21 protein-coding genes and 2 pseudogenes are annotated in these 25632 nt (G+C 43.5%); 13 read left to right on the forward strand and 10 right to left on the reverse strand.

Annotated features, from left to right (window positions below):
• Nucleotides 1-89: 89 nt before the first annotated feature.
• Nucleotides 90-2743: pseudogene (locus ACQ86K_RS24195) on the reverse strand (valine--tRNA ligase).
• Nucleotides 2744-3508: 765 nt separating this feature from the next.
• Between ACQ86K_RS24195 and ACQ86K_RS24200 the strand changes: the two are divergent.
• The 3 genes from ACQ86K_RS24200 (at nt 3509) to ACQ86K_RS24210 (ending at nt 6192) form a co-directional block, all read left to right on the forward strand.
• The gene (locus tag ACQ86K_RS24200; protein WP_218134515.1) at nt 3509-5584 is read left to right on the forward strand and encodes a M13 family metallopeptidase; all 2076 of its coding nucleotides are present in this window, start codon (nt 3509-3511) and stop codon (nt 5582-5584) included.
• Nucleotides 5585-5744: 160 nt separating this feature from the next.
• Complete coding sequence (locus ACQ86K_RS24205; protein WP_431198955.1) at nt 5745-5906, forward strand: hypothetical protein; 162 nt, start codon at nt 5745-5747, stop codon at nt 5904-5906.
• Nucleotides 5881-6192 (forward strand): DUF1569 domain-containing protein, encoded by a 312-nt coding sequence (locus tag ACQ86K_RS24210; RefSeq protein WP_431198956.1) that lies wholly within the window; start codon nt 5881-5883, stop codon nt 6190-6192. Before ACQ86K_RS24205 ends, ACQ86K_RS24210 begins: the two co-directional genes overlap by 26 nt.
• Nucleotides 6193-6241: 49 nt before the next feature.
• Here the strand turns inward: ACQ86K_RS24210 and ACQ86K_RS24215 are convergent, their stop codons facing one another.
• Entirely contained in the window at nt 6242-6637 is a 396-nt protein-coding gene (locus ACQ86K_RS24215; protein ID WP_091175246.1) for a hypothetical protein, read from the reverse strand.
• Nucleotides 6638-6786: 149 nt separating this feature from the next.
• Between ACQ86K_RS24215 and ACQ86K_RS24220 the strand changes: the two genes are divergently transcribed.
• From ACQ86K_RS24220 to mnmD, 3 genes are all read left to right on the forward strand, one after another.
• Nucleotides 6787-7302 carry an MBL fold metallo-hydrolase gene (locus ACQ86K_RS24220; RefSeq protein WP_431198957.1) on the forward strand — a complete coding sequence of 172 codons (516 nt, stop codon included), beginning with the start codon at nt 6787-6789 and terminating at the stop codon, nt 7300-7302.
• Nucleotides 7299-8135 carry a rhodanese-like domain-containing protein gene (locus tag ACQ86K_RS24225; protein ID WP_431198958.1) on the forward strand — a complete coding sequence of 279 codons (837 nt, stop codon included), beginning with the start codon at nt 7299-7301 and terminating at the stop codon, nt 8133-8135. The genes ACQ86K_RS24220 and ACQ86K_RS24225 overlap by 4 nt, the downstream gene beginning before the upstream one ends.
• 118 nt (nt 8136-8253) lie before the next feature.
• The gene (gene mnmD, locus ACQ86K_RS24230) at nt 8254-8931 is read left to right on the forward strand and encodes a tRNA (5-methylaminomethyl-2-thiouridine)(34)-methyltransferase MnmD (protein ID WP_091175252.1); all 678 of its coding nucleotides are present in this window, start codon (nt 8254-8256) and stop codon (nt 8929-8931) included.
• Between the two features lie 8 nt (nt 8932-8939).
• Here the strand turns inward: mnmD and ACQ86K_RS24235 are convergent, their stop codons facing one another.
• On the reverse strand, nt 8940-9770 hold the full coding sequence (locus ACQ86K_RS24235) for a hypothetical protein (protein WP_091175255.1): 831 nt from the start codon (nt 9768-9770) through the stop codon (nt 8940-8942).
• 138 nt (nt 9771-9908) lie between these two features.
• On the opposite strand from ACQ86K_RS24235, the gene mazG reads away from it, so the two are divergent.
• The 5 genes from mazG to ACQ86K_RS24260 all read left to right on the forward strand — a co-directional run bounded on the left by mazG (nt 9909) and on the right by ACQ86K_RS24260 (nt 14193).
• Nucleotides 9909-10712, forward strand: a complete 804-nt coding sequence (mazG, locus tag ACQ86K_RS24240; protein ID WP_091175259.1) for a nucleoside triphosphate pyrophosphohydrolase — start codon at nt 9909-9911, stop codon at nt 10710-10712.
• Between the two features lie 74 nt (nt 10713-10786).
• Entirely contained in the window at nt 10787-11212 is a 426-nt protein-coding gene (locus ACQ86K_RS24245; RefSeq protein ID WP_091175261.1) for a hypothetical protein, read from the forward strand.
• A gap of 163 nt (nt 11213-11375) precedes the next feature.
• A complete protein-coding gene (locus ACQ86K_RS24250; protein ID WP_431198959.1) occupies nt 11376-11951 on the forward strand; it encodes an RNA polymerase sigma factor in 576 nt (191 codons plus the stop codon).
• Nucleotides 11924-13444, forward strand: a complete 1521-nt coding sequence (locus ACQ86K_RS24255; protein WP_091175265.1) for a hypothetical protein — start codon at nt 11924-11926, stop codon at nt 13442-13444. The genes ACQ86K_RS24250 and ACQ86K_RS24255 overlap by 28 nt, the downstream gene beginning before the upstream one ends.
• Nucleotides 13441-14193, forward strand: coding sequence for an outer membrane beta-barrel protein (locus ACQ86K_RS24260; RefSeq protein ID WP_091175268.1), 753 nt, complete (start codon nt 13441-13443; stop codon nt 14191-14193). The genes ACQ86K_RS24255 and ACQ86K_RS24260 overlap by 4 nt, the downstream gene beginning before the upstream one ends.
• 2 nt (nt 14194-14195) lie before the next feature.
• Here the strand turns inward: ACQ86K_RS24260 and ACQ86K_RS24265 are convergent, their stop codons facing one another.
• Nucleotides 14196-15347, reverse strand: a complete 1152-nt coding sequence (locus ACQ86K_RS24265; RefSeq protein ID WP_311085185.1) for an ABC transporter permease — start codon at nt 15345-15347, stop codon at nt 14196-14198.
• A gap of 155 nt (nt 15348-15502) precedes the next feature.
• Between ACQ86K_RS24265 and ACQ86K_RS24270 the strand changes: the two genes are divergently transcribed.
• Both ACQ86K_RS24270 and fmt read left to right on the forward strand, forming a co-directional pair.
• The gene (locus ACQ86K_RS24270) at nt 15503-16744 is read left to right on the forward strand and encodes an exo-beta-N-acetylmuramidase NamZ family protein (RefSeq protein ID WP_091175274.1); all 1242 of its coding nucleotides are present in this window, start codon (nt 15503-15505) and stop codon (nt 16742-16744) included.
• A 33-nt stretch (nt 16745-16777) separates the two neighbouring features.
• Nucleotides 16778-17695, forward strand: coding sequence for a methionyl-tRNA formyltransferase (fmt, locus tag ACQ86K_RS24275; protein WP_176844577.1), 918 nt, complete (start codon nt 16778-16780; stop codon nt 17693-17695).
• 227 nt (nt 17696-17922) lie between these two features.
• Here the strand turns inward: fmt and ACQ86K_RS24280 are convergent, their stop codons facing one another.
• From ACQ86K_RS24280 to ACQ86K_RS24305, 6 genes and pseudogenes are all read right to left on the reverse strand, one after another.
• Complete coding sequence (locus ACQ86K_RS24280) at nt 17923-19881, reverse strand: M1 family metallopeptidase (protein WP_091175278.1); 1959 nt, start codon at nt 19879-19881, stop codon at nt 17923-17925.
• Nucleotides 19882-20120: 239 nt separating this feature from the next.
• On the reverse strand, nt 20121-21116 hold the full coding sequence (locus ACQ86K_RS24285; RefSeq protein WP_431200922.1) for an anthranilate synthase component I family protein: 996 nt from the start codon (nt 21114-21116) through the stop codon (nt 20121-20123).
• On the reverse strand, nt 20999-21385 hold the full coding sequence (locus ACQ86K_RS24290; protein WP_431198960.1) for a hypothetical protein: 387 nt from the start codon (nt 21383-21385) through the stop codon (nt 20999-21001). Before ACQ86K_RS24290 ends, ACQ86K_RS24285 begins: the two co-directional genes overlap by 118 nt.
• A 90-nt stretch (nt 21386-21475) precedes the next feature.
• Nucleotides 21476-22752 (reverse strand): annotated as a pseudogene (locus tag ACQ86K_RS24295) (adenylosuccinate synthase).
• A gap of 75 nt (nt 22753-22827) precedes the next feature.
• The gene (locus ACQ86K_RS24300) at nt 22828-23238 is read right to left on the reverse strand and encodes a Fur family transcriptional regulator (protein WP_431198961.1); all 411 of its coding nucleotides are present in this window, start codon (nt 23236-23238) and stop codon (nt 22828-22830) included.
• A gap of 159 nt (nt 23239-23397) precedes the next feature.
• Nucleotides 23398-25620 carry a RelA/SpoT family protein gene (locus tag ACQ86K_RS24305; RefSeq protein ID WP_090529622.1) on the reverse strand — a complete coding sequence of 741 codons (2223 nt, stop codon included), beginning with the start codon at nt 25618-25620 and terminating at the stop codon, nt 23398-23400.
• Nucleotides 25621-25632 lie beyond the last annotated feature (12 nt).

Consider the following 25632-nt stretch of genomic DNA (forward strand, 5'->3'; position numbering starts at 1 on the left):
TAACATTGGCCTTGCAATTGGGCAGGCCACCGTACAGCCATCAAAATACTGTACGGTAGCTTGTTACGCAAAGCCGGTAAGTTCTGCAATTAGCAAGCCAAAGCTGCTAAGTTTTCTTCAATGATGGTTAATTTGGCTTCGGCATCGGCCTTTTTCTTTTGCTCCACCTCAATAATCTCGGGTTTTGCATTGGCCATAAACCGTTCGTTACCCAATTTTGCATTAACCGATTTCAGGAAACCTAACAGGTATTCCTGCTCTTTTTTCAGTTTTGCACACTCGGCAACCGGGTCAATTTCTTCGCTGAACGGAATATAAAACTCATCTGTTGAGGCTAAGAAATTAATAGCCCCTTCAACTTTATCGGCTACCGATTCAAACTTGCTGATATTGGCAAGCCTTGCAATGATAGCTTCATACTGGTCGTAATTGATCCCCGAATTTGATTTAACAAATAACTCAAGCGGCTCTTTGTCAGAAATTTGTTTTGTTTTGCGGGTGTTCCTGATGGTGGTTACCACATCTTTAACAAGCTCTGTTTCATTTAATAGACGTGAATTAATTTCCCCAATAGCGGGCAATTGCGCTACAATACAGCAGTCTAATTCAGTACGGTCGCCAAACAGCTCATCATGCCATAATTCTTCGGTAAGGAACGGCATAAAAGGGTGCAATACCTTTAAAATATTTTCGAAGAATTGAATAGTAGCCGTATATGTAGCCTTATCAATAGGATGCTGATAAGCCGGCTTGATCATCTCCAGATACCACGCGCAAAAATCATCCCATACCAATTTATAGGTATCCATTAAGGCCTCTGATAAACGGTATTGGGCAAAGTTAGCTTCAATTTCGGTTAGCGCCTGGTTAAACCTGTTGGCAAACCATTCAATGGCTACGCCGTTAGGGTTGGCAAGGCTTTCATTAACTTCCCAGCCTTTTACCAGTTTAAAGGCGTTCCATATTTTGTTGGCAAAGCCGCTGCCTTGTTTACAGTAGCTTTCGTCAAACATCAAATCGTTACCTGCAGGCGAGCATAGCAGCATGCCTACACGTACGCCGTCGGCGCCGTATGTTTCAATCAGGTCGAGCGGATCGGGTGAATTGCCTAATGATTTCGACATTTTACGCCCCTGCTTATCCCTTACTATACCGGTAAGGTATACGTTCCTGAACGGTACTTCGCCCCTAAACTCATGGCCGGCCATGATCATCCTGGCAACCCAGAAAAACAGGATCTCCGGCGCGGTAACCAAATCATTGGTTGGATAGTAATAATTGATATCAGCATTGTTCGGATCCTTAAAACCGTCAAATACCGAGATGGGCCATAACCAAGATGAAAACCAGGTATCAACTACGTCTTCGTCCTGGGTAAGGTCGGCAGCGGTAAGTGCGGGATTTTTAAGTTGCGCTTCCTTCAATGCTTCTCCAGCGTTTTTGGCAATTACAAATTCGCCTGTAGGTAAATACCATGCCGGAATCTGTTGTCCCCACCACAGCTGGCGGCTGATGTTCCAGTCGCGTACATTCTCCATCCAATGGCGGTAAGTGTTCACAAACTTTTCGGGGATCAGTTTTATTTCGCCGTTCAATACATAATCCAAAGCAGGCTTAGCCATCTCCCCCATCTTGCAAAACCATTGCATTGATAGTTTTGGCTCAATAACCGCGTTGGTACGTTCACTGAAACCAACCTGAGATTTGTATTCTTCAACTTTTTCCAGTACGCCGGCTTCTTCCAGCAGTACGGCTATTTTTTTCGGGCTGCAAAGCGGTCTTCTCCAACCAGTATCTGCGCCTTTTCGTTCAGGGTGCCGTCGTCATTCAGGATATCAATGACCGGCAGGTTATGACGCTGGCCCAGTTCGTAGTCATTTAAATCGTGTGCAGGGGTAACCTTCAAACAGCCGGTACCAAAATCCATAGTCACATAATCATCCAAAATCACCGGGATCTCACGGTTGATCAGCGGGATGTAAACCTTTTTACCGTGCAGGTGCATGTAACGCTCGTCATTAGGATTGATACAGATAGCTGCATCAGCCATAATGGTTTCAGGTCGGGTAGTAGCGATGGTTAGGAAGTCTGAAGTGGCTTCTTGACTTTCAACTTCCGACTTCAGATTTACGACTTTGTACTTAATATAAAAGAGCTTCTGATTAACCTCTTTACGGATTACTTCCTCATCACTTACCGCGGTTTTGCCTTGCGGGTCCCAGTTGATCATGCGGATACCGCGATAGATCAAACCTTTTTTATACAGGTGGATAAACGTATCAATAACCGCTTCCGAAAGGTTCTCGTCCATGGTAAATTTGGTGCGGTCCCAATCGCAGGAGGCACCTAATTTTTTAAGCTGCTCCAGGATAATGCCGCCGTATTTTTCCTTCCACTCCCAGGCGTAGGTTAAAAACTCTTCGCGGGTAAGGTCTTTTTTGCTGATACCGCGCTCTTTAAGCATGGCAACAACTTTGGCCTCGGTAGCAATACTGGCGTGGTCGGTACCGGGAACCCAGCAGGCATTTTTGCCTTTCATACGGGCACGGCGAATCAGCACATCCTGTATGGTATTATTAAGCATGTGGCCCATGTGCAAAACCCCGGTAACGTTTGGCGGCGGAATCACTATGGTATAAGGCTCGCGCTCATCAGGCACCGACTTAAAAAAGCCGTGCTGCAACCAGTAACTGTACCATTTTTCTTCGGTTTCCTTTGGGATATATGTTTTAGCAATACTCATAACGCGCAAAAATACGATAGTTAACGGTTCATAGCCAAAGGTTGAGGGATTTTTTGGGAATATAGTCCATGGTTCATAGATGATGGTTTTAAACTGATAGTTTTTGATCGGTCAAGAGCGCAGGCAGCATTAGGGACGGTAGCGGATACCGGCCAATGAGCGTAATGCCCTCAGGCGTATGAGCGTACAGCCCGGGCCGCAGGTAATGCCCGGAAAAAGAGATTAGAGAATTGAGATTAGCGTTTAGTTGTTTTTACGTATTGTTTAGTTTTTTTCACCGTACCAACCTATCCCATCGAGTTTATTTGAGTTAAAAAATTTTTATAAAATCCCATTAATCCCAAAAAATCCACCCAAATCCCGGTTCAGAATAATGGCGTTGCCTGCGGCCCGGGCTGTACGCTCATACTGCACAAGGCCTTAGCCACTTGGCCGGTATCCGCTACCATCCCTAACGCAAACCAGTACATTGTAAAATGATTATCACTACAACATGCAATCATGATCAATCATCTATAAACCATGAACCATGATCTATCAACCATGAACAACCCCACTCCCACAATATTTTTACAATTAACAAGTTATTATATATGTAACATTCAAATTGTCATGAAAACATTACCCTTACACCGTTTCTGGCTTGATATTTTGAAAAAAACAAAACTCGAGGCCATCATTAACTGGTTCAATCACTAAAGGCCTGCCCCCGGCCACTTGTGTTTAATACCTGCTATTTATTAACTTTAATTTTTAAGTATTGACATGAAATTAAAGTTTAACTGTTTATTACTGGCTGCCTGCCTTGGCATGTCGGTAAATGTGTTTGCCGTAGATGGCCCAAAACCCGCAAAATCCAGGCACAAAACCTCCGCCCCTCCTAAAAAATTTATCGATCCCGCCAACATGGACCTGAGCGTAAAACCCGGCGATGATTTTTTTGAATATGCCAATGGCGGCTGGCTAAAACAAAACGGCATCCCTGCTAAAGAAACCCGCTGGGGTAGTTTCCATATTTTGCGCCAGGAAAATACAGATAGGCTCATTGGTTTGCTGAATGAAGTAAGCCAGACATCAGCATCACAACCCAAAGGCGGCCTGAAACAACTTGTGGGAGATTTGTACGCCAGTGGTATGGATAGCCTAACCATCGAAAAAAACGGTTATGCCCCCATCAAACCCGACCTGGAGCGCATTAACCGGTTAAAAACCCTTGACAACTTTATTAATGAGCTGATTTATGAGCGCGTTAACGGAATAAGTGCGCCGATTTTCAGGTTTGGGGTTGAACAGGATGAAAAGAATGTAAACAAATATGTGATAAGCCTTGGTCAGGGAGGCACTACCCTGCCCGACAGAGATTATTACCTCAAAAACGATCCGCGTTCAAAAAAAGCACAGGACGCCTTAAAAAAGCTGATCACAACTTTGTTCACCCTTAGCGGAAGCAGTGCTGATGAAGCAGCCAAAAACACTGCTATAGTTTACGGCCTTGAATATACCTGGGCTAAGGCGCAATTGAGCCGTGTAGCCATGCGCGATCCGCATGTAACCTACAACAAGTTCCTGATTGCAGATTTTGAAAAACAAACCCCACATTTAAAATGGTCAAAAATACTTCCTGCCCTTAATGCAGGCGGACAGGACAGCATTCTTGTTGGCCAGCCTTCGTTTTTCAGAGCTACCGACTCGCTGTTTGCAGCTACCCCGATCGCTAACTGGAGAATATACCTGCGATGGAATATTTTAAGAGGAACAGCCAGTTATTTAAGCTCCGACTTTGCTAACGCAAGCTTTGCTTACAACAGCACGCTAACCGGTCAAAAAGTACAGACACCACGCGTTGAGCGTATGAGTGCCCTTGTTGATAGCTACCTTGGCGAATTACTGGGCCAGCTTTTTGTTGAAAAATACTTTACCCCGGCCGCCAAACAATACATGGTTGATTTAGTAAACAATCTTAAAGAAACTCTTGGCGACAGGATTAAGCGCCTTGACTGGATGAGCCCCGCAACCAAAGAACATGCACTTAAAAAACTTAATGCTTTCACCGTAAAAATCGGCTATCCGGACAACTGGGAAAAATACGATGGCATGGTGATTAACCGTAACGATTACTTCAGTAACCTGCATGCAATAGTCAAATGGCGCTATAATTTTAACGTTAGCCGTTTAGGCAAACCTGTTGATAAAACCCGATGGGGAATGACACCGCCAACCGTTAACGCTTATTATAACCCAACTAATAACGAAATTGTGTTCCCTGCCGGGATCCTTCAATTCCCGTTCTTTGATTTTAAGGCTGATGACGCCGTTAACTACGGAGGTATTGGAGCGGTAATTGGCCATGAAATGACCCACGGCTTTGACGACCAGGGCCGCCAGTACGACGCCGATGGTACACTGCGCGATTGGTGGACCAAAGAAGATGCCGATAAATTTAAATCGCGCGCCGACCAGGTGGTTAAACAATACAATGCCTTTACCGTTCTTGATACCCTGCACGTAAACGGCAAACTTACCCTTGGCGAAAACCTTGCCGACCTTGGTGGTTTGAACATTGCTTACGAGGCATTCAGCAAAACCAAACAAGGCCAGTCGGCTAATACCATTGACGGTTTTACACCCGATCAGCGGTTCTTTTTGTCGTGGGCACAGGTATGGCGTTCATCACAAACTCCGGAGTCGGCGGCGCAACGGATCCTGACCGACCCACACTCGCCCGAGCAGTTCCGTACCAATGCGCCTGTAACCAATATCAACGCCTGGTACAAAGCATTTGATGTAAAACCCGGCGATAAAATGTATAAAAAACCTGAAGACAGGACAAAGATCTGGTAAGCAAGAGTTTTGTTTTTTATAACAGGCCCGGTTATGAAACCGGGCCTGTTTGGTTTACAAGTTACTTTACTGGCGTAAACCCTCCCTGTTTATGGCTCAAAAACCCCTGTGCTTGTTTTGTAATTTCGCAGTAGCTTTATCTTATAAACCTTTTAAAACAATGAAAACAATATTTGATAAAGAAACCCGCGATGGCCTCATAACCCGCATCAATTTAATTAACGAAAACAGCCAGCCACAATGGGGTAAAATGAATGTTTATCAAATGCTGAAACATTGCACCCTTTCGGACAGAAATGTACCTGGGCATAACAGTCTATAAACGCTCGTTCATCGGTCGCCTGTTTGGTAAGGTAGCTTTGAAAAGCATGATAAAGGATGATAGCCCCGTAGCAAAAAATAGCCCTACTGTTCCACAATGTAAAGTAACTGAAACAGGAGGCGATGTAGAAGCACAAAAAAAACGATGGATTAAACTGGTTGAGGAATATGGCAAAACTTCAAAAACTGATTTTGAGCATACTTTTTTTGGCGAAATGACCAGGGAACAAATGGGTCAGTTAGCTTATAAACATGTTGACCATCATTTGAGGCAATTTAGTAATTAAGGGCAGATAGGAGGAAATATTCACGACACGACTAAGAAACCATACTGTTTTATTTATACCATAAAACCATTTCATCATTTAAGTCGCCCCAATCATACCGCCCTAAACTTGTTTCATGGATATCCAGCCTATTGTGAAATAAGCCGAAAGCCATCGCATTTATAAAATGTTTTTGTCCGCTTTCATTTTCCAATAAAAACACTTTATAGTTATGATTTACTACAAAACCATGATCTTCAATTAATTTTATGTTTTGATTTTCATCGGTTAATGATATTTCCAATCCTTCAAAAACCGAATCAATAATCAGTGTTCTCACCCCTTTAAAAATGATATCGATGTTATATTCTCTTTCACGGCTTCTCATGCTCCTGATTAATAATTGGCTATGAGATACAAGATAATCCAACATTTTAAATTCGCTTGAAAAATCGGAGAATATCATAGTTTTTATATTAAAAGTGCTATATCAAACTTAATTATTTTATATAGATAATATTCTTCACAGATTTACACAAAGCGATCAATATTTACACCACCCAAACATTGCACAAATAAAACATTCCGCCTAACCATTATCTTTGCAGGCAAAATATGATCATTCAACAATTTTACGATAAAGGCCTGGCGCATGGTTCATATGCCGTGATCCGTACGGGCAAAATGATAGTTATTGACCCGGCCCGTAACCCGCAGCCTTATTATGATTTCGCGGCCCAGCACGATGCCGATATTGTAGGTGTTATCGAAACCCACCCGCATGCGGATTTTGTAAGTTCGCACCTCGAAATTCATGAAACCACAGGCGCTGTAATTTATTGCAGCAAGTTAACCGGCGCAACATATCCGCACGAAACTTTTGATGACGGCGACGTTATCCAGCTTAACGATATTAAACTAAAAGCCATCAATACTCCCGGTCACTCGCCCGATTCTATCTGTATTTTACTGGTAGATGAAGAAGGCCGCGAAACCGCCGTCTTTACCGGCGATACACTATTTGTTGGGGATGTAGGCCGACCGGACCTGCGGGAAAATGTAGGTAACATTACTGCAAAAAAGAGGAACTTGCCCGCCAGATGTTTCAAAGCACCCGGCAAAAACTCATGACCCTTCCCAAAAACGTAGTGGTTTACCCGGCGCACGGCCCGGGCTCGTTATGCGGTAAAAACATGAGCCCCGAGCTGGAAAGCACCATTGGCCGCGAACTGCGCGAAAATTATGCCTTACAACTGATGGATGAGCTGGAATTTGTTAAAACGCTTACCACCGATCAGCCTTTTATGCCCAAATACTTCGGTCGTGATGTGCTGTTGAATAAAAACGGGGTACCGGGCTTTGAAGACAGCATTACTGCTGTACCCCGTATGGAGGAAGGCAGCGCGTTGGAAGCTGACATTTTAATAGTTGATGGCCGTCCCAAAGCACAGTTCAGGAGCGGTCACCTGCATGGCGCTATTAACCTGCAGGATGGTGAAAAATTTGAAACATGGCTGGGTTCCATTATCGGCCCTGATGAGCAGTTTTACCTCATTGCCGAAAATGATGATAAGCTTGATATCCTGATTAAAAAAGCAGCCAAAATAGGTTACGAACAAAATATCAAAGGCGCATTGTTGGTTCCTGTAAACGCCAATGAAGTATCCCCCGATCTTGATTTAGACGCCTTCAGGGCAAATGAAAATGATTACACGATAGTTGATGTACGCAATCAGGCAGAAGTTGCGGCAGGCAAGGTCTTTAAAAATGCCGTTAGTATACCTTTGCCCGAACTGCGCGAACGCGTTAGTGAGATCCCTGCCGATAAACCTGTCATAGTGCATTGCGCTGCAGGCTATCGTTCGGCTGCCGGTGTGAGCATTGTTTCGGCTGCAATAAATGCCGTACCGGTTTATGACCTGGGTGAGGTGGTAACGGAGATGATGAAAGAGGTTCATGGCTAATGGTGATGGATGATAGTTCATGGATCATGGCCAATAAGGTCTTGGAAACTATGAACTATGAACTATCATCCATAAACCATGAACTAAGTATACTACCCAAAACTATGAACTATCATCCATGAACCATGAACTAACCATAGTCCCCACAGCCGATGGCTCAAATACAATTTACAATGCCGAAGTAGGTGAGCATTACCACTCGCGCCACGGGGCTTTGCAGGAGAGCTTGCATGTATTTGTTAAATCAGGCTTACAATATTTCCTGGAGCGGAATAACACCAGCGGGGTTAGTATCCTCGAAGTTGGTTTCGGCACCGGACTCAACTTTCTGTTAACGGCCGATGCTTGTACCGGCACGCAAATAAAACTTGATTACACCGGTATCGAAGCTTACCCCGTAAGCGCCGAAATGATGGCGCAAACCGGCTACCAGCAATACATCCCGGGGCTGCTTTGGGAACAATTCAACAATAATTATTCTGCTGCATTAACAGGTAAAGTTCAAATCGATGCCACAAACCAGCTATGTATCGCTCACAGCAAGCTGCTTGATTTTAACACAGACGAGCAGTTTGATATTATCTATTTCGACGCCTTTGCCGCAGCCCATCAACCCGAAATGTGGGATGAAGAGGCCATCAGTCATACTGTTAGCTTTTTAAAACCGGGTGGTGTGTTTGTTACCTATGCTATTACCGGCAACCTGAAACGCATGCTCAAAAGCCAGGGCTTTAAAATAGAGAAAGCACCCGGAGCACCCGGCAAACGCGAAATGCTCAGGGCAGTAAAACTTTAATCTTCCTGTTATAAAAACCGGAAGCCTACATTGAATTTCAGTGTGAAACCATTGGTAGTCGGCAATTCGCGATAAGCAAACTGGCCCTGGGTTGCCGCGCTGCGGGTAGCGTAAATAATGGGGCCGCCGCAAAGTGAAAACGCCAGCCGCGAATTTACAGGAGCGTAATTAAGCGACGGACCGATCAATAAACGGGCACCGCCTTCGGCTTCATCGGCTTCCCAAAAACCTTCCAGGTCCTGCCCTACCGCTTCAAAACCGCCGAAAAGCTGGCCCGAGATATGACGGTGCACACCAACGCTGGTTATCAAATCCAAACCATCGCGGTGAGTTGAAAACGCTTTTTCAAAGCGAAGATTAGCGCCAAGCTTCCATTTTGATACCTCATATGCCGCGGTTATACGGCTGAACGCTACAGCATCACTGTTAAACTCCCTTCTGAAGCCCAGGCTCGCCCCCGCCCTGAAACCCATAGGCTGAGTGCCGCCAATAAAATCACGCAGTACCTCGGCTTGCTGCAGGGTACGCACACCACCATTGTTACTAAAGCCTGTACCCAACATGGCCATTAAGGTAAACTTATTGCCCAGGTACCCCCTGGCCGAAAAATTTTGATCAACACCATCAAAACCCAGGGGTGTAACGGTGTGCTCACCATATCCGCCCGAATAATTTAAACTCCAGTTGCGCCCTTGCGGATTAAGTGTGCTTATAGTAAACAAAAAAGGCTGCGGTTGGCTGAAGGTGCTATTGGCCACATCGCCGGCAGGCTGCTGTTGAGCATAGCTTGCTTTAATTATCGAAACAAAAAGAAGGATAAACAGGTAAGTTTTTTTCATGGTAAAATGTGCTTATGGGTAGCATTAACAATTGGCTAATAAAATTAATTAATGTTAGTTTAAAATTAATGATACAGTAAGTTTTCATTAAAGATGTTATCATACCTTTGCAGCATAAGTATTCATTATAAATAATTTATGCCTCTAAAAGCCCCTGAAACTGCCCCTACCGCCTCCATCGCGTTCGACAGGTTACTCATAATAATGGACGACCTGCGGGCCAATTGCCCATGGGATAAAAAGCAAACGCTGGAAAGCCTGCGCCACCTTACCATTGAAGAAACCTACGAGCTAAGCGATGCCATTTTAGGCGGCGATATGCCCGAAATAAAAAAAGAGATTGGCGATATTATGCTGCACCTGGTTTTTTATGCCAAAATAGCTTCCGAAACCAACGACTTTACTATTACCGATGTTTTGAACAGCGTTTGCGACAAACTCATCAACCGCCACCCGCATATTTATGGCGACATTGAGGTGCAAAACGAAGAAGATGTAAAACGTAACTGGGAGCAGATCAAACTTAAAGAAGGCAACAAATCTGTTTTAGGCGGCGTACCCTCTTCATTGCCGGCACTGGTAAAAGCATCGCGCATACAGGAAAAGGCGCGTGGCGTTGGGTTTGACTGGGAGGAGAAAAGCCAGGTTTGGGCAAAAGTTGAGGAAGAGATGCGGGAGTTTAAAAACGAATTTAATGCCGAAGATGAAAGCACTATCGACCATGAAAGGGCCGAAGCCGAATTTGGCGACCTGCTGTTTTCACTGATCAATTATGCCCGTTTTATTAATATCAACCCGGAAAACGCCCTCGAAAAAACCAATAAAAAATTCATTAGGCGCTTTCAATACCTGGAGCTTAAAGCGCAGGAAAACGGCAAACAGCTGCATGACATGAGCCTTGCTGAGATGGATATTTTTTGGGACGAGGCAAAAAAACTGTAAATAATACAGCCCGGCTGTAGCGTTTAGTTAAAAACGTGCGTAATGGTTAAAAATTGATAACGAGATAAGATTATATGAAACGTAATTTATTTTACCTGCTTCCATTACTGTTAACATTAGGCGTAGCCTGCTCGCCCAAAAATGAGGTTGTTCCGGTTGCTCAGCCACAAGGTAATTTTACAGGCGTATTTGGCGCGCTTGTTAAAAAAACAACTGGTACCGGTTATGATACCATTCGGGATACCATAGCTTTAAAACTTACTGCAACTTCATTTAAAGTAGCTGCCGATACCAGGAAACACGTAGCAAGCTACGGCTCATTTGCTTACAACGGATATTATATTCAGTTTAACGATTCATCAGCAGTAGTACCGGGTGTTAATAAATTTCACCTTAAAAGTGTTTACCAGTATTACTATGATGGCACTATACTTCAAATGCAGCGTAACAGCAACGGCGATACGTTAACTGTTCAATACAATTTGAAGAAAACTAATTAACTACTTTTTATTGTTTTATTACGTTGCCGGTGCCACATTGAGGGTACCGGCTTTTTTGATTACTACAGCAAATAATCCGGGCAATTTTTTTTATTTTGTATCATTTAACTCTTTTGCTGCGTAAAGGCTTTAAAACAACATTTAGCGGAACTAAGTACATTTAATGCATCCACCCCCTCGCATTACCGAAGAAGAGATCGTAAGGCAATGCAAAAAAGGCAGCTTAAAACATCAGGAATTGCTGTATAAGCAGTTCTATGGCTATGCTATGGGTATAAGTTTGCGTTACAGTTTAAACCGCGATGATGCCCTTGAAGCTGTAAATGACGCTTTTATAAAAGTGTTTAACGCTATTGGCGGCTACAATATCGATAAGCCGTTTAAAGCCTGGCTCCGCACCATTTTGGTTAACACAGCCATCGACCGCCGGCGCAAAGACCTTAAATTCCAGCTTAATGTTGAATTGGAAAATGCCGCCCCTATCAGGAGTAATATGGGGCCAGTTGATAATTTAAACGTACAGGATATTTTAAAATTGATGGTTGAACTCCCGGCTATACAACGAACTATTTTTAACATGTATGAGATAGACGGCTATGACCATGACGAGAATAGCCACAACGCTCGGCATCCCGGTAAGCTCATCACGCGTTTACCTGAGCAGGGCGAAAGAAAGATTAAGAAGTATATTAAGAAAAGAAGCACAAAACCATGGATGACCAGTTGGATAACGACTTAAGAGACCGCATCAGGGAAGTGTTTGATAATTACGAAGACACTACCGCTGATGAAGGCTGGCTGCTGCTCAGGGAGAGATTCCCTGTTCAGGAAAAACAGCGCCGCCCGGTTTACCTATGGTGGGCAAGCGCCGCTGCTGTCCTGTTATTGTTTTTGAGTATAGGCTTATGGATAGCATCGAACAAAAATAATGTTAATAATGATGGCCAAACATTTTCGGCTAAACCGGTAAAACCTGCGCTGCCGCAAAGCAACACAGCAGATAGCAATGTTCAAAACGTTACCCCGGCACAGCCTCCTGTAACAACTAAGCAATCACCTGCAACAAACCTTGCGGGCAACAATAACACCCAATCCTCAGCAACAAAACTGAATCCGGCAGGCAACACCCCGGCAAATAAATCAAACGTACTTGCAAACAATAGCGCTTTAAATAAACCGGCGGGCAACGCAATCGTAAATCAACCGGCAGCAACCGTACCATCGTTTACACCTGTGCCGGCAAATCCTGTAACTGCAAACCCAGTTAACGGTATTGCCAAAACCAACGTGCCCCCTACAGTTCAACCGGCTAATAACAGTGTAATCAACGTAACTCCGGCTAAAAAAGCTGATAGTGTAAAATCTGTATTGCAGCAAACCAACACGCAGCAATACGCTAATAACCCTGCTGTACAGCCTCCGGCAAATACCAAACCTGTTACTGCAAACCCGCCTGCTGTTCCATCAGTAGTAAAAGTAAAACCAAAGATCAACTCTATGGAATCTTTACTTGCCAGCGATCAGGATCAGCCTAAAAAACCTGATATGGACATGAACGAACGCAGGGTAAAATTCAGTGTTTACGCGGCTACATTCTTTAACTACGCTAAGGGCAGCCAAAACCAGGTAAATGCCGGCGCCGGCTTTACATCTGATATTAAGCTAAGCAAAAACCTCAAACTTTCTACCGGTTTAGCTTTGGCCCAAAACACGCTTAATTACAATAAAAACCAACCCTCAAATGTTGCGGCTGCGGTGTCATTTTCGCCATCATTAAGCACAGCCTATAACACCCTGGCCGATTTTAGTAAAGTATCGTCTACACCTTCATTTAAAAACTACAGTGCTAACCTGATCGGCCTGGATATTCCTGTTAACCTTAAATATGAATTTAACCCGCAAAAAAATGACACTTATATTTCTGCAGGTTTAAGTTCGGGCACATTTATAAATGAAGCCTACACGGCAAGTTACAGTTACCCGGGGTTGGCACAGGCTGCAGGTGTACAACCGCAAACATCCGATGAAACAACGCACAAAAGCTTCAATAGCTTTTATTTTGCCAAAACCCTGAACGTAGCATTTGGTGTTGGCTATCCGCTTGGCAAAAGCAACAGGATAATTATTGAACCATTTTTGAAATACCCGCTTGACGGCCTTGGCTCGCAGCAGATAAAATTTGGGGCAGGCGGCTTAAACCTGAAACTGAACTTTACAACACATAAAAAATGAAAAAGTACATCCTTATCCTTGCCCCATTGTTGATTAGTGGGTTGCAGCTCCGTGCTCAAAAGTTAGAAGTTACTGTACAGGCCAACACCGGTTTATTTCATTTTGCGGGTAAATCATCATCGGCTACCACCCAGGTATTACAAGGCTCAATCACCGGAGATCCGATGAACCGTGCCAATAACCCATACGGCAGCAAAAATGGCTTTAGCTATGGTGGTAGTATCCAGGTTCAAACCGTGTCAAAAGGCGGGTTTATAGTCGGGCTGCAGGGGGGATATGAATTACTACGAAGTAAAGTTAATATCGATAAATACTCACCGATTACAACTGTCTTGTACGGTGACTATTTACCTATAACAGCAAATGATCCCAGGTTTGCAGTAACCGGTCATGTTGCTTTCCAAAACCAGAGTATTAACATTAACCCGTATATAGGTTATCGGTTTCAGCTTAATAAAGTTAAGCTTGATATTTTACCGGGGATGGATATTGGTCTGATACTGGATAGCAGGGACAAAGGTGAAGTAAAAGATAAAGACGGTAAAATTTATAAAATTGATTTTAAAAGAAGCAAAGCACCAACCGATGTTAGATTACGCCTTGGTGCTGTAGCCAGTTACGGGCGCTATGGGTTAAATGCAAGCTTTGCCCATGGCCTGACCAATTATATGAAAGACATGGTAGGCGATGCCTCCTTTAATGCGCATAGTGAATATTTTAGACTGGGATTAAGTTACCGGTTGCTTTAAACTTATTTAAACTGGATAGCCTTTACAGGCGAGATCCGGCTTACCAGCGTTGAAGGTATAATAAGTACAAGGAGGCAAATGATCAGCGTACCAATATTGAGGACAACAATATCAAAAATATTAAACTCAACCGGCACAAAGGTCATGTAATAGGAAGCCTGGTCCAGTTGGAAAAAATGAGTGTACATCTGGAAATAGCCGAGGCCTATACCCAGTAAATTGCCCAATAGCAGCCCAAATCCTATCAGGTAACTGGCATTGATCAGGAATATTTTGCGGATGGCCCAGTTAGATGCCCCCATGGCTTTGAGCATCCCGATCATAGCGGTTCGTTCAAGGATCATGATCAGCAGGGCCGATATCATATTAATAACAGCGACGGCCACCATCAATACCAGCATCACTACCGAATTTACATCCAAAAGGTTGAGCCACTCAAATATGGTAGGGTAATCTTCTTCAATGGTATACTCTTTCAATTTTACCGGCAAAACAGTCTCGAGCGCATAGGCGGCTTCATTAATATGATCAAAATCGGCTACGCGTAGTTCGTATTGGCCTATCTCGTTCGGCTTCCAGTTGTTAAGGCGGTTAATGAGCGATAAGGCACCTATCACAAAGGTTTTATCAACCTCTTCAACCCCGATATTGAAAATACCTTTGATCTTAAACTGGCGCCTGCGCAGATCATCTTCCACAAAATACATCAGCAGCTTATCCCCTACTTTCAGTTTAAGCCTGTCGGCCGTTGTTTGCGAAATCATGATCTCCTTTTGCGCCTCAACCGAATCGGCAAAGCTGATCACCTCGCCGGCTACCATCATTTTTTTAAAGTAGCTCCAGTCGTAATTTTTGTCAACGCCTTTAAGTACCACTCCTTCAATTTCATTATTAGCCTTAACAATGCCCGGTTTGGTGGCCACCGGCATTACGTGGGTAATAAACGGACTTTTAAGCGCGCGCTTAACAAATTCACTATCAGCAGGAAATGAGGAACTTTGGTAAGAGTTATTCAGGTCGAACTTAACCACACGGATGTCGCCGGCAAAGCCCCGAACTTTATTGCGGATTTCGTGTTTAAACCCTTTAACGATAGCAAGTGACAGTATCATTACACCAAGGCCCAGCATAATGCCTATTATTGCAATACGCACTATCAGTTTTGAAAATGTGCGTTTTGATTTAAATGTTATACGGGCTGATATAAAGGAGGCGAAACTCAATGGCAGACTGATTTTTTGTACCTTCGCAAATATGCGGTTTTGCTGTTAAACCTGCTACTTTTAAAATTGTTTCAACTCAAAATTTTATGAATAAGATTTGTGCTTTTTTACGATTTGCCCTGATAACAGTTTTACTTGCAAACACGGCCTGCAGCCAGGCAACCAATTATAAAAGCTGCAAGACGGCATCCATCTCAAAAAACAAAAAAAACAGCCCTATTATTCCCGGAGCTGATCAGATTCCGCTGTATATTAACTATCTTAAGGGAAAAAATATAGGCATGGTGATTAATCAAACTTCGGTTATTGGTAAAAATTTAACTGCCAGTGTAGATAGTTTGGTGCATTTAGGAGTAAACGTAAAAAAGATTTTTGGCCCCGAGCATGGTTTTAGGGGTAATGCCAGTAATGGCGCTACTGTTGGCGACACTCAAGACCCTAAAACCGGTTTACCTGTGATCTCGCTGTACGGTAACAAACATTATAAACCAACCCCGGCCGATTTGAAGGGTATCGACCTCATGATATTTGATATACAGGATGTTGGCGTACGCTTTTACACTTATATTTCAACCCTGCATTACTTAATGGAGGCCTGTGCCGAAAACAATGTAGAGCTCATGATATTTGATCGCCCAAACCCTAACGGTTATTTAATTGATGGCCCTGTTCTGGATACGGCTAACCGTTCATTTGTGGGCATGCACCCCATCCCCATCGCCCACGGTATGACTATTGGCGAATATGCCCAAATGATAAACGGCGAAGGCTGGTTAAAAAATGGGGTTAAATGTAAACTGAAGATCATTAAAGTGGCTAATTACAAGCATAATTTGCCTTATACCTTACCCGTAAACCCTTCGCCCAACTTAAATACGCCTATATCAATTTTATTATATCCGAGTACCTGCTTATTTGAAGGTACAACATTTAGTTTGGGCAGGGGTACGCTCTTCCCCTTTGCCGTACTGGGGCACCCGGCGTTGAAAGGTAAATACAGTTTTTCGTTTACGCCCAAAAGTATCCCGGGTATGAGCGAGAACCCGCCGCAGAAAGACCAGGAATGTTTTGGCATTAATCTGCAAAATATTCCGCCAACTGATATCACGGGTACAGGTGTTATTAATTTGAAATGGCTCCTGGAGTTATATAACGCATTTCCGGATAAGGACCATTTCTTTAATGCCTATTTTATAAAGCTTACGGGTACAGCCGAACTAAGGAAACAAATTGAAACCGGCAAAACCGAAGATGAGATCCGTGCTGGCTGGCAACCCGGACTAACTAAGTTTAAAGCTATACGCAAAAAATACTTACTATACGAATAACAGAATAAAGCACATCTAATACCTAAACATACTATGAGAATTATATTTATGGGTACCCCTCAGTTTGCCGTTGCCTCGTTAGACGCTTTAATTAAAGCCGGCAGTGATATCGTTGCTGTTGTTACAGCGCCCGATAAACCGGCCGGAAGGGGACAAAAAGTTAGTGAGTCGGCTGTTAAACAATATGCCGTAGCTAACGGCCTAAAAGTGCTGCAACCCGAAAAACTTAAGAATGAGAATTTTATTGCCGAATTGAAAGCATTGAAAGCCGATCTGCAGGTTGTTGTAGCCTTCAGGATGCTGCCCGAAGCAGTTTGGAACATGCCTGCCAAAGGTACCATAAATTTACACGCCTCATTATTGCCTCAATACCGCGGCGCCGCCCCCATTAACTGGGCGCTGATTAACGGCGAAAAAGAAAGCGGCGTAACCACCTTCTTTTTAAAACACGATATTGATACCGGTAACATCCTGTTCACCGAAAAAATAACCCTTACCGGCCATGAAGATGCCGGCGAATTACATGACCGCCTCATGAACAAAGGTGCAGGGCTGCTGGTTAAAACAGTTAAAGCGGTTGAGAGCGGACGTTACAACGAACACCCGCAATCGCAATTAGCCGAGGGGACAGAATTGAAACACGCGCCAAAGATTTTTAAGGATGATTGCCGGATTGACTGGATACAACCAGCTTTGTCGATCTATAACAAAATTCGCGGGCTGAGCCCTGTACCCACCGCATACACCGAGCTTAACGGCAAAAGCCTAAAAGTTTATGCATCTGAATATCAATTATCAGAACCGGCCATACAACCCGGCGGCTTTTTAACCGACAATAAAACCTATTTGAAATTTGCGGCTAAGGATGGTTTTGTGTTGCTAAAAGATATTCAGTTAGAAGGCAAGAAACGCATGGGTATTGAGGACTTTTTAAGGGGTGTGAAGTTGTAAGAACATTTCGTTGAGCATCAGGGCTCTATGCGATAGACCCTGATGGGACGGGAAGTTAATATCTACGATTGTCATTTCGACGAACAGTGAAAAGGTATTGCAGGGCTTGAGGAGAAATCTTATAAGCCCTGTAACAAGGCAGGGCGTATAAGATTTCTCTTTCGCTCCTGCGCTTATTCCCCCGCTCGCTCTATCGAAATGACATTTTTGTTTATATGAGTTGATTTTTAATTTTTTACTTCATAACCATTATTGCTCCTATCCACATCCGGGTAGATCTTTTCAGGATCGATAACTACTTTGGCGACAGCTGCTTTTTTATCACCGGTAAAGGAATAAACGCTGCTATACTCCCAAATCTCAGCCGGGAATTCACGATGCTCTTTTGAGCCATCAGCATAAGTTATTTCAACAACCAAAGGCATGGCTGCTTTGTTCATATTTTCGACTGTAATAATAGGCTGGGAACCCGCCTTACTTTCTACTTTAACAATTTTTTGATCGAGGCGATAGTTTTCGAGGAACATCGATTTCCAAAACCAGGTTAGGTCTTCGCCGGCCGAACTATCCATACTCCTAAAAAAGTCCCATGGGGTTGGGTGTTTATAGGCCCAATCACGGATATATTTTCTGAAAGCACGATCAAAACGCTCCGTGCCTAAAATTTGGTTACGCAAAAGTGCTAACGAATAAGCCACTTTTTGATATTGCAACGGATATACCTGGTTGCCGGGTAAAGCATCAGGACGGGTAACAATAGGCAATAGCTTTTCCGCAAACAGGGAATCAAGCGGACTATCGATCTCTACATAACCTATAAACTCACCTTTATTGAAAGCTTTGGTAGCAATTTTGTCAATGAACATATTAAACCCTTCGTCCATCCATGCGTATTTACGTTCATTGCTGCCCACTACCATCGGGAACCAGGTATGGCCCAGCTCATGGTTTACTACTGCAAAATACATATTGCCGGTATCTTTTGCCGAGCAAAAAACCATGCCGGGGTACTCCATACCATCCAGGTTTGAAGCAACGTTAACCGCTTTGTTATAAGGGTATGGGAACCATTTTTCGGAAAAATGCTGCAAGGTAAATTTGATATACTCCGACGAGCGTTTCCAGCTACCTTGTTTCTCTGATTCTACCGGGTATACCGAGCTACCCATTACCCGCCTGCCATCGGCAAGTTTAAAACTCAAGCCTTCCCAAACAAATGAGCGCGAGGCCGTCCACGCGAAATCCCTTGCATTATCCAGTTTAAATTTCCACGTACAGGTAGCTTTTGCAGGCCTTGATGAAGGGTCGGTTACTTCTTTTGCTGTACGAATCTGCACCGGCACATCACTTTGTTTGGCAGCCTGCCAGCGCTTGAGTGCGGTTGGTGTTAGTACTTCTTCAGGATTGAGCAGATCTCCAGAGCTTTCCACAATAAGTCCCGATGGCACTGTGATATTAACCCTGAAATTACCATACTCCAGGTAAAACTCACCGTTACCTAAGTACGGCAGCGTGTTCCATCCTTCTACATCATCCAAAACACACATCCTGGGGTACCATTGTGCTACAGCATAAATATTGCCATTTTTTGTTGGAAGGATATCGGTGCGGTTAACCAGGAAATCAGCATTTTTATAATTGACCGGGAAGTTGTACCTGTACCGGATACTAAAGGTTATGGCCTGCCCGCTTAACAGCGGCTGTGCCAGCTCAAGCTGCATCCGGGTATCATAAATATGATATTTAATGTTTCCAACTTTGTTTCCGGCAAGCTGCACGCCTTCTACCTGGTATCCGCCATCAGGAGTAGTTTTTTCAGGATCCTGGTAAAGAAATAGCTTGGATTGAATCCCCCGCGAATCTTTTTTGAACACATTTTGTTCCAGTTGCAACCACAGTGCCGAAAGGGCTTTGGGGCTATTATTGGTATAAGTAATTGTAGCTGTACCGGTTATGACGTTGGTTTTATCATCAAGCGCTACATCAATTACATAATCGGCCTTGTTTTGCCAGTAGGCAGGGCCAGGTTCACCGGCAGCGGTACGATATGAGTTGCCCGGAGGTAATAAGGGTTGTGCCGGGAATAAATCTGAAGGACGATACTTAGTTTGGGCTGAAGAGATATCGGTTGCTAATAAACACAGGGAAACGATAATTAGCTTTATGTTTTGTAGGGGTCTTAACATATTAATAATTTAATAAACGGAGATTTGAAATTTTTACAGCTCAATATAATAAAAGTTGATGATCTGTAAAACGTGTTTTGTAGAGGCACATCACATGCGGCTCCCATAGGACAAACAGTATCAGGACAAGTCACGGAGAAAACTGCTACTACTCTACAGGCACAAGTGAGCATGTACACTGGCCATCGCTCAACACTTGCGCCAATAATGAACTACTTATTTTCATTTTTCTGGATTTTTCACTCCCCGCCCAAAACTTCCATAACCGCCTGCGCCTTCAACAAACATTCTTCATATTCATTTTCGGCGATAGCGTGATAAGTTATAGCTCCACCTGCGTGAAACGAAAGGTATTTATTGGAGGAATTATAAAGCAATGAACGGATCACTACGTTAAAATCAAAATCATCATCCGGACTGAAATAGCCTATTGCACCTGAGTATACGCCACGCTTACTGCGCTCATATCGCTCCATTAACTGCATACAGCTAACTTTCGGGGCACCTGTCATGCTGCCCATCGGGAAAGTGTTTTTGATGGCCTGTACGTTTAAAAGGCTGTCCTTTATTTCACAAACCACCGTAGAGATCATCTGGTGCACCTGCTTAAAGCTGTAGATACCAAAAAGTTCTTCGGTTTTAACCGTGCCGGGTTTAGCCGATCTGGTTAAATCATTTCTTACCAGGTCAACAACCATTACGTTTTCCTGCAGTTCTTTGGGATGGCTGCGCAGGCTCTGTTTAGCCTGTTCATCGGCTTCAATATCATCCATCCTTTTAGCCGTACCTTTTATGGGTTGCGAAATGAGTTTACTTCCCCGTTTAGCCAAAAATCGTTCGGGCGAGGCGCCGAGAATATAATTCCCATTCCATTTAAAAAAAGTGGAGAACGGATTGGGCGAAACTTCGTTCAGTCTCGTAAAAATCTCCAGCGGATCAAGAAGTACATCCTCTGCAAAAAATTCCTGGCAAAAGTTAGTGACATAAATATCGCCCTGGGTAATGTGCTCTTTTATTTTGTTTACCGTGTCAATGTATTCCTGCCTGCTGAAGCGTGGGGATAGGTTGATATTAGCCTGCTGTACAGGTTCAATTAAACCCTGCTCAATGATTGATCTTACGACAAGTTCGGGATTATCTGAAATAATTTCAGCCTCCTCCCCCTTATCAAAATCAGATGCTGAGGAACAAAGAAATACAGGTCTGGAAATTCTAAACCATCGGGATTGGTGGATGTAAGCGCTTCAATTTCATTTTTGAGGTCATAGCCCAGGAAACCCGTCATCCATCCGGGGTTACTTTTCCTGAACTCATCAAGCTTATCAAAAGCATTACCGGCGTTAGCATTCAGAGAGGTACGGGAGCCGACCGCTATCAGCGTATCAAATTTGGAATAGGGATCATTAAATCCGTTCGAATCAAGATAACACAGTGTGTCAAAAGTTGCAGCCCATTGCAACGCCTTTATTCTGAATCCCGGCAGATCATTAACCTGTACTATCACCCTGCAAAAATAACCAAGTAAATGAAAAAGGCCGGGATGCCCGGCCTTTTATTCTTATTATTAACCCTAATTAATATAGGGGATAACCTATTAATGTAATGTTAAAGTCTGCTTCCTGTCCGGACCTACAGATAAATATTTCACTGGTACGCCAAGTTCGGCCTCAAGATAATCAATGTATGATTGCAGCTTAGCCGGGATCTCAGACAGTTCGGTAATACCAGTCAAGTCTTCGTTCCAGCCATTAATTTCCTTGTAAACCGGCTCTGGTTTAACTGAGCAAATATCGTAAGGCATATAATCAATCTGCTCGCCCAGGTAGTTATAATGAGTAGCAGCATAAATTTTATCGAAACCGCTTAATACATCAGCCTTGGTCATTACCAGTTGAGTAACGCCATTAAGCATAATAGCGTATTTTAAAGCAGGAAGATCGATCCAGCCGGTACGACGTGGCCTGCCTGTAGTAGCACCAAACTCATGGCCTACTTTGCGTAGTTCCTCACCTGTTTCGTTTTCCAGTTCGGTTGGGAACGGACCGCCACCTACACGGGTGCAATAAGCTTTGAAAATACCTATTACTTCGCCAATTTGCTGTGGGGCAATACCTAAACCTGTGCAAGCGCCGGCAGCGGTAGTATTTGATGAAGTTACAAACGGATATGAACCAAAATCAATATCAAGCATAGCGCCCTGAGCACCTTCTGCTAAAACTTTTTTGCCTTCTTTAATATAGTTGTTAACCAAATGTTCAGAATCAACAAGCGGGAATTGGCGTAAAACATCGAGAGCTTCAAAAAACAATGTTTCGCGTTCTGAAAAATCTGCTACCTCGCCGTAAAGCTGCTGCAGCATTGATACGTGTTTATCAACCAGCTTCTGATAACGCTCCTTAAAATCGGGCAGGGTGATATCACCAATACGTAAACCGTTACGACCGGTTTTATCCATATAAGTTGGACCAATACCTTTTAAAGTTGAACCAATTTTGCCTTCACCCATCTTTTTTCATTAGCGGCATCAAGCAACTGGTGAGTTGGTAATATCAGGTGTGCTTTTTTAGCAATTAAAAGATTCTTTTTGGCCAACAGGTCATGCCCCGCATCTTTTAATTTATCCAGTTCTTTTTTCAGGGTGATAGGATCAATCACCACACCATTACCAATAAGGTTCATGGTGTTTTCAAAAAATATACCTGAAGGAATGGTGTTTAAAACAAACTTTTTACCGTCAAACTCTAAAGTATGACCTGCATTTGGTCCGCCCTGGAAACGTGCAATCAGGTCGTAACCTGCGCTAAGCACATCAACAATTTTTCCTTTTCCTTCATCGCCCCACTGGAGGCCTAATAATACGTCAACAGCCATTAATTTATCGTAAGTTCAAGAATATGTGTTATGAAAGGGGGCAAAGTTAAATTTTTCTGTCACAAAAACCCTCTCTTAATTTGGCACAATTATGTCAAATTTTAATATATCGCCCATCATACTCTGGATCTGCTGGATGCGCGGATCGCAAAACTCAACCACTTTACCACAGTCGATGCAAATGATATGGTCGTGCTGTTTGTAGCCGTATGATTTTTCGAACTGGGCCATGTTTTTACCAAACTGGTGTTTAGTGACCAGATCGCACGAAACCAACAGCTCAAGCGTATTGTAAACCGTTGCACGGCTTACACGATATTTTTTATTTTTCATGTGGATGTACAACGACTCCACATCAAAGTGATCTGTACGGGAATATATCTCTTCGAGTATAGCAAAACGTTCAGGGGTTTTCCTGAGGTTTTTATTTTCGAGGTAGGCCTCAAAAATTTTTTTAACCATTGGTATGGTATCCTGCTGTGACATAATGATGTATTAACGGGGCAAAGTTATTAATAAATTATGGATTAGAGAGACAAGAGGTCAAGAGTCAAGAATCAAGATTGGTGAATTCTGTCTTGCCTCATAATTCTTAATTTCCTGCTTCTTTCTTGCTTCTTGACTCTTGACTTCCTGCTTCTATCCTCACGATGCTTTTTCAATTGCCGAATCAAAACGGTTAACCGCGGTTACGCCTTTTACTTGTTTTAGGTTTTTAATCAGGGTATCAAGGTGACTGGTGTCATTCACATACAACATCAGCGAGCCTTCAAATATACCATTATCACTATCAACAGTGATAGATCTGATGTTTATTTTAAAATCATTTGATATTACGGTGGTAAGCTTATTGATCAGCCCTACCTCATCAATACCGGTAATACGCAAACCGGTAAGAAAAGCAAGCTCCTGCTGATTTGTCCAGCGGGCTTTTACTATCCTATAGCCGTAGTTGGCCATGAGCTTAGCCGCATTGGGGCAATTGGTACGGTGGATCTTGATACCGTCGCTTACGGTAACAAAACCAAAAACATCATCGCCGGGGATAGGGTTACAACAATTGGCCAGCTTATAATCTATTTTTTGCATATCCTCGCCAATAAGCAGGATATCGCTGTCTTTAGCCTTGATATTTTTGATGAGGTTTTGAACCTGCTCCTGGTCAATTTTATCCTGCGGCTTATTATCAATCACTTTTTCGGATGCCTGGTACTCTTTCAGGTCCTTCATATCAATAATGCCCTTGGCAACATTGTAAAAAAGATCCTGAGTGGCCTGCAGCTTGAAAAAGTAGCTGATCTTTTGCAGATTTTCGGAATTGTAAGTGATCTTAAGCGATTTCATTTTACGCTCCAGGATCTCTTTACCATCCTCGGCAATTTTGCGTTTCTCTTCTTTTAAAGCCGATTTGATCTTGGCCTTTGCCTTTGCAGTAACCACAAAATTAAGCCAGTCTTCCTTAGGGGTTTGCTTGCCTGAGGTAATGATCTCTACCTGGTCGCCGTTCTGGAGCTTGTAGCTTAGCGGCACCAACTTATGGTTTACCTTGGCACCGATACAGCTTGCGCCCACATCGGTATGGATCTCGAAGGCAAAATCAAGCGCTGTAGCATTTAAAGGCAACTGGATCAGCGCTCCTTTTGGCGTAAAAATGAAGATCTCATCGCTGAAGAGGTTCATCTTAAAATCATCGATGAAGTCGAGCGCGTTGGTATCGGGATTTTTGAGCATCTCGCGCACTTTGTGTACCCATTGGTCAAGGCCGCTGTCGGTGCTGGCTTCCTTGTATTTCCAATGCGCGGCAAAACCTTTTTCGGCAATCTCGTTCATGCGCTTGGTACGGATCTGCACTTCAACCCACTGCCCGCGCGGGCCCATTACCGTGGTATGCAATGATTCATAACCATTAGCCTTGGGCGATGAAATCCAGTCGCGTAGCCTGTCCGGGTTTGGGCGGTACTGGTCGGTTACTATAGAATAGGCTTTCCAGCAGTCGGCCTTTTCATGTTCAGGGGCGCTATCCAATATGATCCGGATGGCGAAAAGATCATATACCTCTTCAAAAGGTATCGACTTCTTTTTCATCTTATTCCAGATGGAGTGGATAGATTTCGGTCGCCCGAATATATCGGCCTCAAGCCCCTGGCTTTGTAATGATTTATTTATTGGCTCGATAAAATCGCGGATAAAACGCTCGCGTTCGGCCTTTTTCTCGTTCAGTTTATTTTTGATGAACTGGTAGGTTTCACGCTCCATATATTTCATGGAGAGGTCTTCCAACTCAGATTTTATGGCATATAAACCCAGGCGGTGTGCCAGGGGCGCATACAGGTAAACCGTTTCTGATGATAACTTAAGCTGCTTATCCCTAGGCATAAACTCCATGGTTCGCATGTTATGCAGCCTGTCGGCAAGCTTAATCAGTATCACCCTTACGTCGTCGGCAAGGGTAAGCAGCATTTTACGGAAGTTTTCGGCTTGCAATGAGCTGTTGGTATCAAATACACCTGATATTTTGGTAAGGCCGTCAATAATTTTGGCTACCTTTTTACCAAATTCCATCTCAATTTCATCAAGCGTCATGTTGGTATCTTCAACCACATCATGCAGCAGGGCGCACACTATTGAGGTGGTACCCAGGCCAATTTCTTCGGCAGCTATTTGGGCAACGGCAATAGGGTGGTATATATAAGGTTCGCCGCTTTTACGGCGCATATCCTTATGGCTTTCAAGGGCCATATCAAATGCCTTGCGTATCATGCGTTTATCGCCCTTTTGCAGGGTTGATTTACAGGCACGCAACAAAGCACGGTATCTTTTTAGTATCTCGTTCTTCTCGGCTTCCAGGTCTATCACTAAGTCTTTCATGTACGGGGTATT

This window comes from Mucilaginibacter sp. P19 (assembly GCF_050632265.1).
In the GTDB taxonomy this organism is placed as follows: Bacteria; Bacteroidota; Bacteroidia; order Sphingobacteriales; family Sphingobacteriaceae; genus Mucilaginibacter; species Mucilaginibacter gossypii.

Excerpts from the sequence above, each read along its gene's own strand:
- mnmD (WP_091175252.1), top strand. The coding sequence starts at position 8,254 with ATGAACCATGAACTAACCATAGTCCCCACAGCCGATGGCTCAAATACA.
- ACQ86K_RS24280 (WP_091175278.1), bottom strand. The coding sequence starts at position 19,881 with ATGTTAAGACCCCTACAAAACATAAAGCTAATTATCGTTTCCCTGTGT.
- ACQ86K_RS24210 (WP_431198956.1), top strand. The coding sequence starts at position 5,881 with ATGTACCTGGGCATAACAGTCTATAAACGCTCGTTCATCGGTCGCCTG.
- ACQ86K_RS24220 (WP_431198957.1), top strand. The coding sequence starts at position 6,787 with ATGATCATTCAACAATTTTACGATAAAGGCCTGGCGCATGGTTCATAT.
- ACQ86K_RS24205 (WP_431198955.1), top strand. The coding sequence starts at position 5,745 with ATGAAAACAATATTTGATAAAGAAACCCGCGATGGCCTCATAACCCGC.
- ACQ86K_RS24245 (WP_091175261.1), top strand. The coding sequence starts at position 10,787 with ATGAAACGTAATTTATTTTACCTGCTTCCATTACTGTTAACATTAGGC.
- ACQ86K_RS24200 (WP_218134515.1), top strand. The coding sequence starts at position 3,509 with ATGAAATTAAAGTTTAACTGTTTATTACTGGCTGCCTGCCTTGGCATG.
- ACQ86K_RS24215 (WP_091175246.1), bottom strand. The coding sequence starts at position 6,637 with ATGATATTCTCCGATTTTTCAAGCGAATTTAAAATGTTGGATTATCTT.
- ACQ86K_RS24255 (WP_091175265.1), top strand. The coding sequence starts at position 11,924 with ATGGATGACCAGTTGGATAACGACTTAAGAGACCGCATCAGGGAAGTG.
- ACQ86K_RS24235 (WP_091175255.1), bottom strand. The coding sequence starts at position 9,770 with ATGAAAAAAACTTACCTGTTTATCCTTCTTTTTGTTTCGATAATTAAA.
- ACQ86K_RS24305 (WP_090529622.1), bottom strand. The coding sequence starts at position 25,620 with ATGAAAGACTTAGTGATAGACCTGGAAGCCGAGAAGAACGAGATACTA.
- mazG (WP_091175259.1), top strand. The coding sequence starts at position 9,909 with ATGCCTCTAAAAGCCCCTGAAACTGCCCCTACCGCCTCCATCGCGTTC.
- ACQ86K_RS24270 (WP_091175274.1), top strand. The coding sequence starts at position 15,503 with ATGAATAAGATTTGTGCTTTTTTACGATTTGCCCTGATAACAGTTTTA.
- fmt (WP_176844577.1), top strand. The coding sequence starts at position 16,778 with ATGAGAATTATATTTATGGGTACCCCTCAGTTTGCCGTTGCCTCGTTA.
- ACQ86K_RS24250 (WP_431198959.1), top strand. The coding sequence starts at position 11,376 with ATGCATCCACCCCCTCGCATTACCGAAGAAGAGATCGTAAGGCAATGC.
- ACQ86K_RS24225 (WP_431198958.1), top strand. The coding sequence starts at position 7,299 with ATGACCCTTCCCAAAAACGTAGTGGTTTACCCGGCGCACGGCCCGGGC.
- ACQ86K_RS24260 (WP_091175268.1), top strand. The coding sequence starts at position 13,441 with ATGAAAAAGTACATCCTTATCCTTGCCCCATTGTTGATTAGTGGGTTG.
- ACQ86K_RS24300 (WP_431198961.1), bottom strand. The coding sequence starts at position 23,238 with ATGTCACAGCAGGATACCATACCAATGGTTAAAAAAATTTTTGAGGCC.